Source organism: Dactylosporangium aurantiacum (genome assembly GCF_000716715.1).
Classification (GTDB): domain Bacteria; phylum Actinomycetota; class Actinomycetes; order Mycobacteriales; family Micromonosporaceae; genus Dactylosporangium; species Dactylosporangium aurantiacum.
On record NZ_JNYJ01000036.1, the window covers coordinates 188,875 to 205,691 of the forward strand.

Annotated in this window: 12 protein-coding genes and 1 pseudogene; 6 read left to right on the plus strand and 7 right to left on the minus strand. The window is 74.2% G+C overall.

Annotation, left to right across the window (positions count from 1 at the left end):
* The first annotated feature begins 37 nt into the window (after positions 1 to 37).
* Positions 38 to 961: an alpha/beta fold hydrolase gene (locus OP18_RS34265; protein ID WP_033363243.1), complete on the plus strand. Its 924-nt coding sequence runs from the start codon at positions 38 to 40 to the stop codon at positions 959 to 961.
* Here the strand turns inward: OP18_RS34265 and OP18_RS34270 are convergent.
* Both OP18_RS34270 and OP18_RS59905 read right to left on the minus strand, forming a co-directional pair.
* On the minus strand, positions 958 to 1,320 hold the full coding sequence (locus OP18_RS34270) for a hypothetical protein (RefSeq protein WP_033363244.1): 363 nt from the start codon (positions 1,318 to 1,320) through the stop codon (positions 958 to 960). The two genes, OP18_RS34265 and OP18_RS34270, sit on opposite strands and share 4 nt — an antisense overlap.
* Positions 1,317 to 6,209: an SseB family protein gene (locus tag OP18_RS59905; protein WP_211273758.1), complete on the minus strand. Its 4,893-nt coding sequence runs from the start codon at positions 6,207 to 6,209 to the stop codon at positions 1,317 to 1,319. The genes OP18_RS34270 and OP18_RS59905 overlap by 4 nt, the downstream gene beginning before the upstream one ends.
* Positions 6,210 to 6,390: 181 nt before the next feature.
* On the opposite strand from OP18_RS59905, the gene mycP reads away from it, so the two are divergent.
* Positions 6,391 to 7,635: a type VII secretion-associated serine protease mycosin gene (mycP, locus tag OP18_RS34285; RefSeq protein WP_081971352.1), complete on the plus strand. Its 1,245-nt coding sequence runs from the start codon at positions 6,391 to 6,393 to the stop codon at positions 7,633 to 7,635.
* Between the two features lie 291 nt (positions 7,636 to 7,926).
* Here the strand turns inward: mycP and OP18_RS34290 are convergent, their stop codons facing one another.
* Positions 7,927 to 8,223 (minus strand): WXG100 family type VII secretion target, encoded by a 297-nt coding sequence (locus tag OP18_RS34290; RefSeq protein ID WP_033363245.1) that lies wholly within the window; start codon positions 8,221 to 8,223, stop codon positions 7,927 to 7,929.
* Between the two features lie 16 nt (positions 8,224 to 8,239).
* Positions 8,240 to 8,557 (minus strand): WXG100 family type VII secretion target, encoded by a 318-nt coding sequence (locus OP18_RS34295; RefSeq protein WP_052387756.1) that lies wholly within the window; start codon positions 8,555 to 8,557, stop codon positions 8,240 to 8,242.
* Between the two features lie 125 nt (positions 8,558 to 8,682).
* Between OP18_RS34295 and OP18_RS34300 the strand changes: the two genes are divergently transcribed.
* Entirely contained in the window at positions 8,683 to 9,480 is a 798-nt protein-coding gene (locus OP18_RS34300; RefSeq protein ID WP_211273759.1) for a DNA adenine methylase, read from the plus strand.
* Here the strand turns inward: OP18_RS34300 and eccB are convergent.
* Positions 9,467 to 10,915 carry a type VII secretion protein EccB gene (eccB, locus tag OP18_RS34305; protein ID WP_425388677.1) on the minus strand — a complete coding sequence of 483 codons (1,449 nt, stop codon included), beginning with the start codon at positions 10,913 to 10,915 and terminating at the stop codon, positions 9,467 to 9,469. The two genes, OP18_RS34300 and eccB, sit on opposite strands and share 14 nt — an antisense overlap.
* Here eccB and OP18_RS34310 point away from each other — a divergent pair.
* The 3 genes and pseudogenes from OP18_RS34310 (at position 10,876) to rarD (ending at position 15,566) form a co-directional block, all read left to right on the plus strand.
* Positions 10,876 to 12,597: a hypothetical protein gene (locus OP18_RS34310; RefSeq protein WP_033363249.1), complete on the plus strand. Its 1,722-nt coding sequence runs from the start codon at positions 10,876 to 10,878 to the stop codon at positions 12,595 to 12,597. The two genes, eccB and OP18_RS34310, sit on opposite strands and share 40 nt — an antisense overlap.
* 1,550 nt (positions 12,598 to 14,147) lie before the next feature.
* Positions 14,148 to 14,507, plus strand: a pseudogene (locus OP18_RS34315) (phage holin family protein); the annotation flags it as partial.
* A 129-nt stretch (positions 14,508 to 14,636) separates the two neighbouring features.
* A complete protein-coding gene (gene rarD, locus OP18_RS34320; protein ID WP_033363349.1) occupies positions 14,637 to 15,566 on the plus strand; it encodes an EamA family transporter RarD in 930 nt (309 codons plus the stop codon).
* A gap of 15 nt (positions 15,567 to 15,581) precedes the next feature.
* On the opposite strand, the gene OP18_RS53485 is transcribed toward rarD, so the two are convergent.
* Together OP18_RS53485 and OP18_RS34330 are read right to left on the minus strand one after the other, a co-directional pair.
* Positions 15,582 to 16,253 (minus strand): anti-sigma factor, encoded by a 672-nt coding sequence (locus tag OP18_RS53485; protein ID WP_052387744.1) that lies wholly within the window; start codon positions 16,251 to 16,253, stop codon positions 15,582 to 15,584.
* 28 nt (positions 16,254 to 16,281) lie between these two features.
* Positions 16,282 to 16,806 carry a sigma-70 family RNA polymerase sigma factor gene (locus OP18_RS34330; RefSeq protein WP_081971355.1) on the minus strand — a complete coding sequence of 175 codons (525 nt, stop codon included), beginning with the start codon at positions 16,804 to 16,806 and terminating at the stop codon, positions 16,282 to 16,284.
* Positions 16,807 to 16,817 lie beyond the last annotated feature (11 nt).

Sequence of the window (16,817 nt, forward strand, 5' to 3'; positions counted from 1 at the left end):
GCAGAGATCTTGGCCGCGGGGCCCTACGCTGAGCGACATGAACCCCGCGGTGGACGACACGTGCGTGATGATCGACGGGCCGTGGTCGCACCGGTTCGTCAGCGCCAACGGCACGAGGTTCCACGTCGTGGAGGCCGGCACCGGGCCGCTGGTGCTGTTCCTGCACGGCTTCCCCGAGTTCTGGTACGCGTGGCACCACCAGCTCACCGCGATCGCCGACGCCGGCTTCCGCGCCGTCGCCGTCGACCTGCGCGGCTACGGCGCCAGCGACAAGCCACCACGCGGTTACGATGGGTACACGATGGCGGGCGACGTCGCCGGCCTGATCCGGGCGCTCGGCGAGCGCACCGCGTATCTCGTCGGCGCCGGGTACGGCGGCATGATCGGCTGGGCGACCGCGGCGTTCCACCCGAAGCAGGTGCGGCGCCTGGTGGTGCTCGGCGCGGCGCACCCACTGCGGCTGCGCGCGGCCCTGGCCACCGACCCCCGCGGCCAGCTCATCGCCGCCCGGCCGGTGCTGAAGTTCCAGCTGCCCCGCTTCGAGCACGTGCTGACCAGGAACAACGCCGCGCTCGTCGGGGAGTACCTGGCGATGTGGGGCGGGCCGGCGTGGGTGGGCACCGACGAGTACCGCGCATACGAGCGCTGCTGCCGCGAGGCGATGCGGATCCCGCAGGCCGCCTTCTGCGCGCTGGAGACCTACCGCTGGGCCGCCCGGTCGGCGCTGCGGCTGCAGGGGTACCGCTTCGTCAAGCAGCTGCAACGGCCGATCCTGGCGCCCACGCTGCAGCTGCACGGCGCGCAGGACACCGCCGTCCTGCCGCGCACCGCGCAGGGCTCCGGCCGGTACGCCCAGGCCGAGTACGAGTGGCGCCTGCTGCCCGGCGTCGGCCACTTCCCGCACCTGGAGCAGCCGGAACTGATCACCGGCGAGATCCTGCGCTGGATCAAGACGGGTTAGACGCGGTACTCCCGCAGCTCGCTGACGTCGGCCCGGGGCGCCCAGCCCTGGTACACGCCGTAGTCGAACTCCTCCAGGCCCAGCTCGGCGGCGACGGTCGCCTTGCCGCCCGTGTACTCGACCCGCAGCCACCCGTCGTGCTCGCCCAGCACGATGAACGGCTCGTCGCGCCAGAAGCAGGTGGTGCGCACGTACGCGAAGTCGACCTCGCTCAGCGGCACGACCCGCCGGAACCTGCCGGGCCGCACCTCGTCGAAGCCGTCGCTCGGGTCGGGCCGGTACAGGCGCACGTTGTCGCCGTCGGGGCTGGCCTCGTACTCCGCGCCCTGCCAGCGGGCCGCGTAACCGTCGCGGATCACAGGTCGTTGCCCTTCCGCCACGCCGGTCCGTCGGCGTCGAGGCGGGCGATCAGCTCCTGGTGCCCGTCGCGGCGCAGCCGCCACAGCTCCGCGTGGTGCGGCAGTCGCGCACTGTCCACCTTGAACTCGGCGATCACGTCGCTGGTCTCGCTCGGCGCGAACCCGTTGCCGCGGAACGGCGCGCGCTCGATGACCCAGCCCTCCATCGCGCGCATCGCCGCCTCGTGCGGTCCGCCGTACGGGATCCGGTACAGGTCGCCGCGGTACGCCTTCCAGCGCAGCACGTACGCCTCCTCGGCGTCGGGCTTGAACGACGAGCCCGCGTACCCCAGGCCCAGCGCCTGGTAGAGCTGCTCGGGCGTGCGCAGGTGGGCGACCTCGCCGGCCCGGTGCACGAACCCCGACACCCGGTCGTAGCCGCGTTCCAGGTAGTAGGACAGCTGCTCGGGCGAGATCGGCTTCTGCATCAGCAGCGGCCCGCTGGACGCCTGCGGCTCGAACGCCGGCCGCGGCTGCTGCGCGGTGGGCTTCGCCGCGGCGACCGGCTCCGGCTCGTCCACACCGAGCCCCAGCTCGGCGGCCCAGGTCGCGAGCTGCACGACCTCCGTGCCCGGCAGCACCGCGCCGATCGGCGAGTCCGGGTTGACCGCGAACGCCAGCTGGTCCCCCGGCGGCCAGTTGCGGATCAGCCGCGTGAACTTGATCCAGCTGCCCAGCGCGTCCGCGCCCAGCCGGTCCGCCATCCGCTCCGCCGAGGTGAACACCACCAGGTGCGGCAGCCCGTTCATGTGCTCGGTGCGCCACTTCGCCGGGTCGATCGGCCCGTCACCCGACCAGCTGGGCACCAGGATCTTCGCCAACAGCATCGTCGAGAGGAACCGGTCCGTGCTGTTGGCCTGGACCGCCTCGAACAGGTCCTGCTCGACGGTGTTCGCCGGACGGAAGTCGCGCGCCTGCGCCGCCGCCGACTTCACCGGCACCGTCGCGGCCGCCACGACCTCCGCGTCGACGATCTCGTCGTGCAGGCGGACCGGCGGCTCGTCGACGACCTCGGGCTCGTAGACCGTCTCGAAGAAGGACCTGACGTCCGCGGAAGGCGACGTTCCGGTCGTGTTCGCGGCAGCTGTACCGGTGGAGCTCATGCCTTCACCGGCGCTGGACGGGCCGGCGCCGAAGAACGACACCGGGGCGTCGAGGTCGGCGGGGCGGCCGATCGCCTGCGTGCGCTCGGAGTCTTCGCGCGCACCTGTCGAGGGCTCGCCGGTGTGCTGCGGGTCTTCGGTGAGGCGGACGTCTTCGGTGAGACGCGCGTCGTCGGTCAGACGGACGTCTTCGGTGAGGCGGGCGCGGAACCCTTCGACGGCGCTGGACTTGGCGACCCGCTCCTCGATGGCGCGCAGCTGCTCGGCCAGCTCCCGGGCCGCGAGCTCCTCGGCCGCCCTCGCCTGGGCGGCGCGCTCCTCGATCGCCCGCAGCTCGGCGGCGAGGTCGAGGCCGGTCGAGGCATCGGACGGCCGCCACGCGTCGAACGCTGACTGCGTCGCGGTGCCGGCTTGGTCCTCCTGAGCGGCAAGATCCCGGGCCGCCTGCTCGCGGCTCTCCTGGTCGGCGAGCTCGCGGGCCGCCCGCTCGCGGCTCTCCTGATCGGCCAGTTCGCGGGCCGCCTGCTCACGGCTCTGTTGGTCGGCGAGCTCGCGGGCCGCCTGCTCGCGGGCGTCGTGCTCGCGGGCCACCTGGGCGGCGATCTCCCGGGCCATCTCCCGGGCCGCGAGTTCGTCGGCGGCCTGCTGCGCGGCGAGCTCCCGGGCCGCTTCCTGGGCGGCCAACTCCCGGGCCTCCTGCGCCGCCTGCTCCCGGGCAGCTTCCCGCGCCGCTTCCTGGGCGGCCAGCTCACGGGACTCCTGGGCGGCCAGCTCCCGGGCGGCTTCCTGCTCCGCGAGCCTGCGGGCCTCTTCGCGCGCGGCCTGCTCCCGGGCCTCCTGCTCGCGGGCCGCCTGGGCGGCCTGCTCCCGCGCGGCCTGCTCCCGGGCCTGTGCCGCCGCCTGCTCCCGGGCGGCCTGCGCGCGCGCCTCCTCCGCGGCCTGCTCCTGAGCGGCCTGCTGCGCGGCGATGTCCCGGGCCTGGTCGCGGTTGGTCTGCTCGAACGCGCCCGGCCCCCACGACGGCTGCTCCGGCGAGGACTGACCACGGTCAGCCCACCCGAACGACCGGCCGGGACCCTCGGCCCCGGACGGCTCGGCGTCGGCGAAGAACGGATGGTCGTCCAGGTCCGAGACCCGCCCGAACCCAGCGGCCTTGGCCCGCCCCTTGACCGGCCCGAACAGCGACCCGGGCTCACCGACCGGCGCCTCGACCGAAGCCGCGGGCGGCTCGTCAACCTCGGGCGCCTCGATGTCCAACCGGCTGAACCCAGGCCTGTCGAACACCGGCCGATCGAACGGCAACGGCGGCTCAGCCTGTGCCCGCCCCGGACCACCGGCCCCCGGCTGCAGGAACCCGCCTTCGCGGGCACCACCCTGCGATGCCCCGCCCTGACCGGGGAACGCACCCGGCTCACCAGAACCCGCGCCGAACTCGGGCGCACCAGCACCCGCACCACCGGGACCGGACGCACCGAAGCCGGGCGCACCAGGACCGGAAGTGCCGGGACCGGGGTTGCCGGGCGCGAACGCACCGGGGTCGACCAGGCCGGGCCGGGCCGGCAGGACACCGGCGTCCGCCACCTCACCGCGCTGCGGCAACGGGTCAGCGGGCCGCGTGCGCGCCGGCAGGCTGCTCGGCCGGCCGGGAAGGCTGCTCGGCCGCCCAGGCAACGCACCAGGCTCCCCGGGCCGCGCCCCCTGCTCCCCGAACCCGGGCCGCGAAGGCAGTCCCCCGCCCTCACCACCGGCCGGCCGCGACGACAGACCACTCTCACCGCCACCTGGCCGCGACGGCAGGCCGCTCTCGCCGCCACCTGGCCGCGACGGCAGGCCGCTCTCGCCGCCACCTGGCCGCGACGGCAGGCCACTCTCACCGGCACCCGGCCGCGACGGCAGACCACTCTCACCGAAGCCGGACCGCGACGACAGACCGCCGCCTTCGCCGAGACCCGGACGGGACGGCAGCGCCCCACCCTCACCCGGGGCAGGACGCGACGGCAGGGCGCCACCCTCGACGGGGCGGAAGGCGACGTCGGGGCGCTCACCGGGCTGCCTGGTCGGCAGCGGCGGAGCGGTGGACAGCGGCAGGTTCGGCGGCGGCTGCCACGCCGCCGGGATCACCGGGTCGGCGTGCTCGGTGAAGATCTCACCGAGGCTGCGTGCGGGTTCGCGGCGAGGCCAGTACCGCCGCGGGTCACCCTCGCGGTCCCCCTGCTCAGAGCCGTCGCCGCCGCGGGAGGGCAGCCCGCTGCCGGTCGACGCCGGACGCGAGGGCAGGCCGGAGCCAGGCGCGGGCGACGTCGGGCGCGAGGGCAGGCCCGAACCCGGCGCCGGCGACGTGGGACGCATCGGCAGCCCGGACGAACCGAAGTCCGCGCCGGAGCGGCCCGGGTCGGCACCGCGGCCCGGGTCGACGCCGGCCGGACGGCCCGGCAAACCGGACGACCCGCCAGGACCGCCGGGCACGTCGGGCGAGCCCGGGGCGGGCGAGGTCGGGCGCATCGGCAGGCCGGACGGGCCGACGGCAGGCTTGGGCGGCGGGACGGGACGGGTGTCGGCACCCGGTGACCAGCCCGGCGCGCGGCTGGGCGGGTCGGGCTTGAGGTCACCGAACAGTTCGCGCTCGCCCGGCACCTCCAGCGAACTGCGATCCGAGTCGTCGAAGAGCCCCGGCCGGGCCGGCGCGGCGGGCGCGGACCTGGGACGGCGGAAGTCGACGGGCCGCTCCTGGCCGGCGGCGCCGGTCGTGCGCTCGTAGTTGATCGGGCGGTCGGCCCGGGTCGGCAGGAACGCCCCGGGCGGCGCCACGTCAGGCGGCGGCACTTCCCGCTTCGGCGGTGGCCCCGACAGCCCAGAAGGTCCGGACAGCCCGGCATGTCCAGCTGGCCCGGAAAGTCCAGAAGGTCCAGCGGGCCCGGAAGGTCCAGCAGGTCCGGACAGCCCCGAAGGCCCGGGATGTCCAGCAGGCACCGACGGCGCACGCCCCGCCCCGAACCCGGGCGCTCCAGCACCCGGACGCCCGCCGGGCTCAAACCCAGCCGCCCCGGGCCGGGGCTCGAACCCGGGAGCTCCGCCACCCGGCCGAACGCCCGGCTCGAACCCCTGACCCGCACGCTGCCCAGGCTGGCCGGTCTGCAGGAAGCCCGACGACGGTGGCGCGGAGGTCGGCGACGGCGGCCCGGACGTCGGCGACGGCGGCGCGGCGGCGGACTGCGAGGCCGACTCGGCCTTCATCCGCTGGCGCTCGATCGGCGTCGGCGCGGGCTGGTTGGGCACGCCGCGGACCGGGACCTGCGCGGTCGCCCTGGCGCGTGAGCCGGACGCCTGCTCGATCCTGGCGCGGGCGCCGAGGGTGCGACCCGGCAGTCGGACGTCGCCGCGGCTGATCTGGGTCACGAACCACGACGGCAGGTAGCCCTCGATCGGCAGGCCTGGGTTGACGGCGAGCCACCACTCGACATTCGGCCAGATGCCGGCGAGATCGCGGAACGGCACCCGCCGGTGCGTGCCCGGATGCCCGGCGAGGCACTCGCGCAGCGCCTCGGGCGACGTGAACGCCAGCACGTGCGTGCGGCCCTCGGTGGTCCAGGTGCCCCAGCCGGAGTCGCCGCTCTGCACGCCCTCGGGTGCGATGGGCAGCATGATGTCCGTGCGGGCCAGGATGCGGAAATACTGCTCCTGATCGTTGGCACGCAGGGCGTCACGCATGGCGCCCTCGGCCTCGGTGGCCGGCTCCCACTCGCTCACGGCCACCCCCTCTGTCGGGCTCGGAACCGCCGCGCTCGCGAAACTTAACCTATACGGCCACGGCAATCCGAGGGGTGCGACCCGGCAAGCGCTCCGGCCAGCATAGCGATCCAACCGCCCCAGAACCCAGGCCTGTCCCACGAGCGTCACCGTCCGGGGCCGCAACCACTACGATCTGCGCATGCCTCGTCGCAGCAGACTGGCTGTTTTGACTGTTTCATGCTGCCTTGCCGGCTTCGCCGTCGCATCTCCGGCGGCCCGCGCGCAGGCTCCGGCGTCCTGCCCGGCACCGATTCACCCGCCCGCGCCGGCACCGACCGGTGTGCCGTGGCCTTCGCAGGTGTACGACCATCGCAAACTCACCCCGCTCGCCGATGGCCGGGGCGTGACGGTCGCCGTCATCGACTCGGGGGTCGACGCCCGGCATCCCCAGCTGCAGGGCGTGGTGCGGGCGGGCCCCGATCAGCTCGACGGCGGCGGCTCGCTGGTCGACTGCGTCGGGCACGGCACCGGGGTGGCGGGCATCATCGCCGCCCGGCCGGTCCCGGGCTCGCCGCTGCACGGCCTGGCACCGGGCGCGACGATCCTGGCGCTGCGGGTCAGTGAGCTGGTCGAGCTCGAGGACGGCACGACCGCCGGCCGGCGCGGCACCCCGGCGGGCGTCGCGGCGGCGATCAGGGCGGCCGTGGAGCGCGGCGCGGGCGTGATCAACCTGTCGCTGGTGTCGTACCAGGACAGCGCCGACGTGCGGGAGGCGGTCCGCTTCGCCGTGGCGCACGACGTGGTCCTGGTCGCCGCGGCTGGTAACCGGTTCGCGGAGGGGAACCGGACGCCGTTCCCCGCCGCGTACGAGGGGGTCATCGGCGTCGGCGCCGTCGGCCCGGACGGGCAGCGGCTGCCCGGCTCACAGACCGGCCCCTACGTCGACCTCGTCGCCCCGGGCGGCCGCATCGTGACAACGGCCACACCGCAGGGGCTCACCACGGTGGAGGGCACGAGCTTCGCAGCCCCGTACGTCGCCGCCGCCGCGGCCCTGCTGCGCCAGTACCGGCCGGAGATGACAGCAGCGCAGGTCGCGGCCCGGCTCGCCGCGACCGCCGACGGTGGAGCCGCCGGCCCGGGCTTCGGCGCAGGGGTGCTCAACCCCTACCGGGCGCTGACGGAGGAGACCGGCGGGCAGCCGCAGCGGACCGGGCAGGCGCTTGCCCCGCTCGCCGGGGACCCGCAGGCGGCCGCGAAGGGCGCCGCCGAGGACCGCACGCTGCTGCTCGCTGCTGCCGGGGTCGGGCTGGCGGCGCTGATGCTGCTGATCGCGGTCGTGGTGCCGCGGGGACGGCGGCGCGGCTGGCGCCCCGGCCTCCGCCGGCTGCCGACGCCCCGGGCACCAGAGGACCGCACCGCCGCCGCATTCGACCGCCGGCGCTGATCAGCACCGGCACCGCCGCCGTATTCGACGGCCGGCGCCGATCAGCACCGGCACCGCCGCAGACCACGCCGGACCGCCTGCGCGCCGGACACGCCGCGCCAACAGGTTCGTCACGCCGCCCACTCCGCCGAGCAGCGCCGCCCACACCGGCAAGCAGCGCCGCCCCCACCGGCAAGCACCGCCGCCCACTCCGGCGAGCAGCGCCACCACCGCCGGAAAGGCCCTGTCACCACGCGGGCAGGCCGAGGGCCCGGTCCGCGCACCTGCCTCGGACCGGGCCGTCGGACCTGCTCAGCGCTGCGGGAACAGGTGCCTGTTGCGTTGCTCCGTCTCCAGGTAGCGCCGCATCGACTCGTCGAGCGCGACCTTGATCTCCCGCAGCGTCGCGGCCAGGTCGGCGCCGGCGCGCTCCCAGTTGGCCTGGCGGGCCGCGTACGCCTCCCGCGACTCCCCCTGCCATCCCGCCGTCAGCCGCCGGCCAAGCTGGGTGACCTCGTCCAGCCGCGCATTGAGCGTGTTGAGCGCGCTCTGGATGGACTGGCCGGCGTGATCCATGGCGGCGAAATTGACCACCAGTGTGTCGTCCATGAATGCCTCCGTGCGCTCAGAGCGGCAGTTGCCGGGTGCCGATGCCCCTGAAGCGGGCGTCGGCGTCGGTGTCGGTGACCTGGTAGTTGCGGCCGGCGGAGCGGAGCCCCTCGGCCGTTTCCAGCAGGTTCTTGTTGAGCGTCTCCTGGTCGCGGTTCCACGCGTGCCTGACCGTGTCGAAGGACCGGCCGCCCGCGCCCTGCCAGCCGGTCCTCGTCGCCTCCAGCTCGCGCATCAGCGTGCTCAGCATGCGCTGCAGCTCGCCGTTGACCTGCTCGAACCGTGCCGCCGCCGAACGCAGCTCGGCCTGCTGCGCCTGGGTCGTCTGTGCCACGGTGCTCACCCCGTCTCTCGTCTCGCGGACCCGACGACGGTATCGGCAGTCACCGATCGGCAACCAGACGTGATTATTTCTGTGGATAACTTCCGGCATTTCGCCCTTCCTTTACGATGTACCGCGTGGCGGATGGCCGGTCGTTCATCAAGTGGGCCGGTGGCAAGAGCCGGTATGCGGCGCAGCTCGTGGCGGCGGCACCGCCGTTCACGGGGCGGTATTGGGAGCCCTTCATGGGCAGCGCCGCGGTGTTCTTCGAGCTGCGGCCGGTGAAGGCCGTGCTGTCCGACGCGAATCCGGAGCTCGTCGCCTGTTTCCGGGCGGTTGCCGCGCAGCCCGAGGCGGTCATGGCGCTGCTCGACGCGATGCCCAACACCGTGGAGCGGTTCACCGAGGTGCGCGCGCAGGATCCGGCCGGGCTGAGCGACGTCGAGCGGGCCGCGCGGGTCATCTACCTCAACAAGACCGCGTTCCGTGGGCTGTGGCGGGTCAACCGGCGGGGTGCGTTCAACGCTCCGTACGGTGCCTATGACCGGCCGTACTATCGCCGGGAAACCCTGCTGGCGGCCTCGGCCGCGCTTTCCGGGGTGGAGCTGCGCCGCTGCGACTTCGAGGAGCCGTTGCGTGAGGCGGCCGCCGGCGACTGGGTGTTTCTCGACCCGCCGTATCTGCCGGAGGGCGGGTTCGCGGACTTCAAGCGGTATACGGCCGGGCAGTTCCGCGACGCCGATCATGAGCGGCTCGCCGCCGCGATGCGCGACGCCACCGGTCGCGGGGTGCTGATCACGATGACCAACAGCGACACCGAGGCGACACGCCGCATCTACGCCGGCTTCACGGCGACGACGATGGCGACCCGCCGCGACATCAACCTGCGCTCAGCCGCGCGGGCCAGCTCCGACCTGGTCCTCACCAACTACTGAGCGCCTGCTCGGGGTCCAGCGCGGGTCCGACCGGCAGCAGGCCGACGAACTCGCCCGGCACCGTGACCGGCTCCACGCCCTGGTAGCCGAGGCCGGACAGGACCCCGGCGACCGGGAGGGCGTGCCGGCGTCCGAGGTCCGTCACGAGGGTGAGATTGCCGGTGTCGGTACGCACCAGCGCCCCGCCCCCCGGTGCCACCACGATCTTGTCGGCCAGGACGGTGCCCGCCGGCGAGGACGAGGTCGTGCGCAGGGCACCGGGCGCCTCGGGCAGCACGTTGCCGGTCGTGAGGGTGGCTTCGCTGGTCGTACACGCGACGCCGGAAACACTGTCGAGAAGCTCCGGGACCGCGGCGGGCAGGCCCGCACCGGCCACGAGCGGGCGGACCGGACGGTCCCGGACCAGCGCGGCGAGCTCGCCGGGGGTGAGCGGCAGCAGCTCGGCGCGGCCCTGCACGGTGGCGGTCTCCGGCGCGGCGAGCAGCAGCGCGGCCTGCAGCGGCGTGACGGTCGCGAGCCCGTCGCCGGTCAGCACGAACGCGTCGACCCGGTCCCCGCTCCGGACGCCGAAGAGCTGGCCGACGGTCCGGCCGTCGACCTTGCGGCCGCGGTCGGCGACAGGCGGGGTGACCAGGTCCTGGCCGGACGGGACCGCGTGCAGCAGCGCCTGCGCGACGGCCGTTTGCGGCCGGCCGGACCAGACGAGGGCCGGCAGCACCGCGCCGGGCTGGCGGATGAGGTGCTTGCGGCCGTGGAACAGCAGGTAGATGGCCTTGCTGGGGCCGGTGACGAGCAGGCCGCGGTCGCCGAGCGGGGCACCGCCGCCGCCGGCCTGACCGCCGATGAACAGCGTGGACTCGGTGCTGCTCGCGCACACCACCCATGGCGCGCGGTGGAGGGTCCGCGCGGTCGGCAGGCTCGCGGGTGCGCCCGGAATGCCCAGTGTCGCGCCTCGCGGGGCCCCGGCGAGGGCCTTCCTGCCGACCGACACCGTCTGCGCGCCGGGCCGGTTCAGGATGAGCAGGGCGGATGCTTGATTGAGGACCGGATGGAGGCGTTGTTCGCGGTACACGAATAGCGCGCCGGACTCTTTTTCGACGATCACTGCGTTTTCGTTGCGCCATTTGCCAGAAGTCCCAGGGACGATCACCGCATATGCTGCCGCGCCCCCGATGCCGAGCGCCGCGAGCAGCATTCCGACCAGCGTCGCGCCTGCAACGCGCCGAAATGGCGATCTCAGCGGGTCGGTCTCGCGCATGACCAACGCGGCGACGACCCGCTGGACCGTGAACTGGTACGAATGCAGCTGGTCCTGCCGCGACGCCATGCGGTCCCTCCGAAACTGTCGTACCGGCGCTCTACGATATTCCCCGGATCGCATAGGCGGGGGGCGATATGAGATCGCGTTTGGTGCTGGCGCAGGTCGCGCTGGCATTGCTGGTCCTGGCGTGGGCGGTGCATCCGGGATGGGCGCTGGTCGCGGTGCCGTTCGCGGTGCCCGCGGTGCCGCTCCGGCTGCGCCGTCGGGCGTCCGGGGCGCCCACCGGGGCGGCGCTGCTGGAGGCGGTCCGGCCCGGCGCGGTCATGGCATCGGTCGACATCGACGGGGTCGACGTCGGGGTGCTGCAGGACGCCGACGGGCTGGCCGCGGTGATCCGGGTCGGCGACCCGGCCGACCTGCTCGGCGACGCCCCGCCGCCGGTCCCGCCGCCGAGCACGCTGCTGCCCTCACCCGCCCCGGGCCTGCCGCAGGCACGGGTTCAGCTGCTGGTCGGCGCGATCGCCGCCGCCGACCCGGGCACCGGTGCGACGCCGCCGGCCGTGTCCTACCGGCAGCTCACCGACGGCCAGGTCCCGGCCCGCCGGCAGGCCCTGCTGACCGTGCGGATCCGCCGGGCGGGCGGTTTCCAGCCAGAGGACCTGGAGCGCAGCCTCGTCGCCGCGGTCCGCCGCGCCTGCCGCCAGCTCGGCCGGGCCGGGCTGGCGGCGCGCCCGCTCTCGGCGGCGTCGGCGCTGGCCACGCTGGACGAGGCGGCCGGGCACCGCACCGACCGGCCGGTCCGCGCTTCGGGCAGGAGCCTGGAGGTGGGCGGTGCGGCGCAGGCGGTGTTCAGGTTGCGCCGCCGGCCGAGGGACGGTCCGCTCGCCGACCGGCTGCTGACGCTGCCGTGCTCCGCCGTGACGGTCGCCCTGACCACCACCGGCGGCGATGCCACCTGCCACGCCGAGCTGACCGTCCGCCTCGCCGCACCCGCCCCGGCCGCGCTCGACCAGGCGACCGCGGCGCTGCACCGGCTGGCCGCGGCCGCCGGCGCCGAGTTCGTCCGCCTCGGCGGCGCGCAGCTCGACGCCCTCGCCGCCACGCTGCCGTTGGGTGGCGGCGCCCCGCCCGACGCCGCGGCGCTCGCCGGCCTGCTCACGGGCCGAGACGACCTCAGCCCGGACGGCGGCGCCGCCGCCCGGGTGACCACCGCCGACCTCGCCGCGCTGACCCCGTCCATCGGCGGCGACGGCCTGATGCTCGGCGTCAACCGGCACGGCACCCCGGTGGTGGTCCGCCTGTTCCGCGCCGAGCCGACCCGCGCCGTCCTGATCGGCGGCCTGCGCTGCGCCGCGCTGCTGACGCTGCGCGCCCTCGCCGTCGGCGCCCACGTCGCCGTCCAGTCGACCCGGCCCGACGCGTGGTCGCCGTTCCTGAGCGGCCTCAGCGGCACGCCGATCAGCCTGCGGCCGGCCGGCCAGCCCGCCGACCTGCCCGCCCCGACCTCCGCCGCACCGCAGCTGCTGGTGCTCGACACGGGCCCGCCCGACGGCGGCAGCCACCCACCCGGCCCGACCTCGGAGTCGGCGTGGCGGGCCACCCTCGTCCTCCGCGACGACCTCACCCCGGCCGACACCGACCAACTGACCCGCGCCGACCTGGTCCTGCTGCAGGCGCTGACCCCGGCGGAGGCCCCGATCGCCACGGCCGCGCTCGGCCTGACGGAGTCGGCATCGTGGCTGACCCGGATCGCCCCAGAGCTGCTCGGCCTCGTGGTCAGCCGCCGCACCGTCCGCTGGACCCACCTGTCCCCGACCCCGATCGAGCTCCAACTGACCGGCGGCCCCGCCCGCTGACCACCCGACGCTCAATTTGACCGATTGACGCCCCCGCCCGCTGACCACGCCACGCACGAGCTGGGGGCGTCGGCACCGTGACCGACCCGGACCGTCCTGGAGCTGCTGAGCCTCGTGGCCAGCCACCGCACCGCCCGCTGGACCCGGGCATCCCCGACCTCGACCGAGCCCCAACCGACCGGCGGCCCCGCCCGCTGACCACCCGACACCCAACCTGACAGCGCCGACACCGTGGCTGACCCGGACCGCTAGAGCTGCTCGGCCCAGCGAGCAGCCACCACACCACGCGCTGGACCTACCTGCCCGGACTCCGACCGAACCCCAACTGACCGGCGCCCTCGCCCACTGGCCACGCCACGCTCGAGCTGGGGGCGTCGGCACCGTGACCGACCCGGACCGTCCTGGAGCTGCTGAGCCTCGTGGCCAGCCACCGCACCGCCCGCCGGACCCAGCTGTCCCAGACACCATCTGCCCAACCGACCAGCACTCCGCCCACCGACCACCCCACACCCGAGCTGACCGCGCCGGCACCGTGGCCAAACCGGACCGCAAGAGCTGCTCGGCACCGCGATGAACTGCCACACCCCCGCCGGCTCCCGGTCCCCAACCCCGATCGATCTCCAACCAGCCAGCACCCGCGCCCGCTGACCCCCCAAGCCCTCAATGGTGTCGCCGGTTGCAACCGCCTGTCCGCCGCCACGGCCGGGCTGCAGCTGACCGACGGACCCGCCCACTGACCCCCTCACGCCCAACCTGACGGCGTCGGCAGCCACGGCCGATCTCCGACCGCCCAGAGCTGCTCGGCCTTGTGGCCAGCCGCCGCGCCGCCCGCCGCCCTCAGTCGCCAACCCCGATCGATCTCCAACCGACCAGCACCCGCGCCCGTCGACCTGCCCACGGCCGGCCTGACGGCGTCGGCACCGCGGCCGACCCGGACCACGCCGAAGCTGCTCAGCCTCGTGATCAACCGCCGCACCGCCCGCTGGACCCACCTGTCCCGACCCGACCGAGCCCCAACCGACCAGCACCCGCACCCACAGACCACCAGCGCTCCCGCTGTGCCGTCCCTGGTCATCGCCCGTCCGCCGCCGCGGTCGGGTCGCGACTGACCGGCGGACCTGCCACTGACCAACCCACGCCCCGTCGGGACCGTCGACCGCAGCAGCCGCCTGTCCGCCGCACGGCCGACCCACGCGCGCGTTGTTATCCGCTGGCCCGCCCGTCGCCGACCTGGCCAGGACCGATCTGGTCGGCCACCCGGCGAGTCGAACTCGAACTCACCGGTACGCCCGCCCGCCTGACCAACCCGTGTCCCACCGGGCACCGCCCATCGGACCAGCCCGTCTCCACCCTGGTCCAACTTCAGCTTGCCGGCGGCCCCGACCGCCCCACGCCCGGGCGCTCGGGGGCCTTGGCCAGGACCGCAGCACCGACGGCTGCGCCGCAGGCGTCCAGGCGGCGGGCGGAAAGTGAGCAAAGTGAGCAAAGGGTGAGGTCGCGGTGAGGCGTGGGGGTATGCGGGGTGGGAGGGGCGTGGCACGATCACGGCCATGGGAATCCTCATCCGGCTCGCCGTGAGTGCGTTCACGGTTTGGCTGGCCACGCTGGTGATCAGTGGCATCACTGTTGAGGGGACGACCGGGCGCAAGGTGCTCACGGTGATCGTCGTCGCCGCGATCTTCGGGATCGTGAATGCGGTGTTGCGGCCGATCATCAAGACCATCGGGTGCTGGGCGTACCTGCTGACGCTGGGCCTCGTCTCGTTGGTGGTCAACGGGCTGTTGCTCATGCTCACGAGCTGGATCGCCGGGCAGTTGGACCTGGCGTTCCACGTCGACGAGTTCTGGCCGACGGCGGTGCTCGGGGCGTTGTTCATCGGTGTGGTCAGCTGGATCATCAACCTCGTCATCCCGGACGGCGGCGACAAGGACCGCAACCGCGACCGGCGCCGGGAGCCTCCGCCGCAGTACCGCCAGCAGTACTACCGCTAGCCGACCCGGTGAGGGGCGGTTGGCCGACCGCCCCTTACGGTGGACAGCGTGGAACCGCAGCGCCGAGGGTATTTGTCCGCATTGTCCGCCAACATCATGTGGGGCGTGTTCCCGCTGTACTTCCGCGCGCTGCGGCCGGCGGGGGCGGTGGAGGTCCTCGCGCACCGGATCGTGTGGTCGCTGGTCTCGGTGGCGGTGCTGCTGACCGTACTGGCGCGGTGGCAGACGCTCAAAGCGCTGTTCAAGGACGCGAAACGGCTGGCCGGGATCTCCGTGGCGGCGGTGTTCATCGCGGTCAACTGGGGTGTCTACATCTTCGCCGTCGACACGGACCGGGTGGTCGAGGCGTCGCTCGGGTACTTCATCAACCCGCTGTTCGTGATCCTGCTGGGCGTGCTGGTGCTGCGGGAGCGGCTGCGCCGCCTGCAGTGGGTCGCGCTCGGGGTCGGCACAATCGCCGTGGTCGTGTTGAGCGTCGACTACGGGCGGCTGCCGTGGATCGCGTTGACGCTCGCCGGGTCGTTCGGCACCTACAGCCTGATCAAGAAGCGCCTCGGGCTGCCGGCCGGCGAAGGGCTGTTCATGGAGTCGGCGGTGCTGACGCTGCCGGCGCTCGGGTTCCTCGCGTGGCTGACGGAGCGCGGCGAGGGGACGTTCGGCACGGTGTCGGCCTGGCACACGGTGATGCTGGCCGGCAGTGGCCTGCTGACGGCGGTGCCGTTGCTGTTGTTCGCCGAGGCGGCGAACCGGGTGCCGCTGTCCGGGCTCGGGATCCTGCAGTACCTGACGCCGACGTTGCAGCTGCTGCTGGGCGTGCTGGCGTTCCACGAGCCGATGCCGCCGGTGCGGCTGGCGGGGTTCGTCATCGTCTGGTGCGCGTTGGCGATCTTCACCTGGGACGCGATCCGGCACAGCCGGCACCGCAGAGCGGAGAAGGCGGCCGCCGTCGAGGAGACTGCGACCGCCCAGCCGGTGTGAGTCAGACGGGGGATCTCAGGCGTCGAGGACGAGCAGCGGCGTGCCGTCGCTCTTGCGGATCTCGAGCTTCCGGATGTCGCCGCGCTGGTAGCGGCTGTGCGCCTTGAGCTGGTACTCGTCGCCGGCGCCGGCGGTCCAGGCGTCGAGCTCCTCGGGCTCGCCGTGCTCCGGCACCACGTAGAGCTTGTACGTCCACTTGCCGTGCCCGTCGGCGGACGGCTTGTACGCGCACCGCATCCGCACGAGGGTGCCGTCGGACTCGTCTTCCAGGGCCAGGCTGGCGGTGACCGGTACCGAGGCCGCGACCTCCTGCATGGCGACGAACTCGGGCTGCCCGACGCCGGCGGCGCGCACCCCGATGACGGCGAGGACGCCCAGGCAGGCGGCCACCAGCGCGGTCCCGGCGTGCTGCCAGCGGCGGCGGCGCCGATCGGTGCGCCGGCCGACCCGCGCCCGGTCGAGCACCCTGGGCTGCGAGGCCATGGAGGGCCCGGCCCAGGATGCGGTGGCGGGCACCGCCGACGGGCCGGCCCAGGACGGCGCCGTCATGGCCTGCGCGACGTCCGGGTCCAGCTTGCCGAGCAGCGCCGGCAGCTCGCCGAACTCCGCCACCTCCGCCCGGCACTGCGCGCAGTCCGCGAGGTGCCGCTCATATGCCTCACGCTCCGGCGGCGACAGCGCACCCAAGACGTAGACAGCTGAGTCATGGAGGTGTTCACACCTCATTGCTCACCCCCAACTCCTCCAGAACGACCTTCAGCGAACGCAGTGCGTAGTAGGTCCGCGACTTGACGGTGCCCGCGGGCACGCCGAGCCGTTCGGCCGCCTCGGCGACCGAGCGTCCCTGGTAGAAGCACTCCACCAGGACCTCGCGGTGCGGTCGGGAAAGCCGGGTCAGCGCCTCCGCCAAGACCCAGGACTCCACCGCGCGCTCGGTCTCGTCGACCGCGACCGGGGACTCCGGCAGCTGGTCGGTGAAGACCTCGCCGACCCGCGCGGAGCGTCGCCGCCACGCGTCGATGGCCAGGTTCCGAGCGGTGGTGAAGAGCCAGGCCCGCACCGAGCCGCGCGCCGGGTCGAGCGCCTCCGGGTGTTGCCAGGCCCGCAGGAGGGTCTCCTGCACGAGGTCCTCGGCCCGTTGACGGTCGCCGCCGGTCAGTCGCAGCGCGTGGGCGAACAGCGCATCTCCGTGCTCCTGGTGGAGCGCCTTCAGCAGCAGGTCAGCATCGTCTGTACTCACGCTTTGGCACT

Coding starts and splice junctions, on each gene's coding strand:
- eccB (WP_425388677.1), bottom strand. CDS start 10,915: ATGCCAGCGCGACCTGCGCCAGCACCAAACGCGATCTCATATCGCCCC.
- mycP (WP_081971352.1), top strand. CDS start 6,391: ATGCCTCGTCGCAGCAGACTGGCTGTTTTGACTGTTTCATGCTGCCTT.
- OP18_RS34310 (WP_033363249.1), top strand. CDS start 10,876: ATGAGATCGCGTTTGGTGCTGGCGCAGGTCGCGCTGGCATTGCTGGTC.
- OP18_RS34290 (WP_033363245.1), bottom strand. CDS start 8,223: ATGGACGACACACTGGTGGTCAATTTCGCCGCCATGGATCACGCCGGC.
- OP18_RS34265 (WP_033363243.1), top strand. CDS start 38: ATGAACCCCGCGGTGGACGACACGTGCGTGATGATCGACGGGCCGTGG.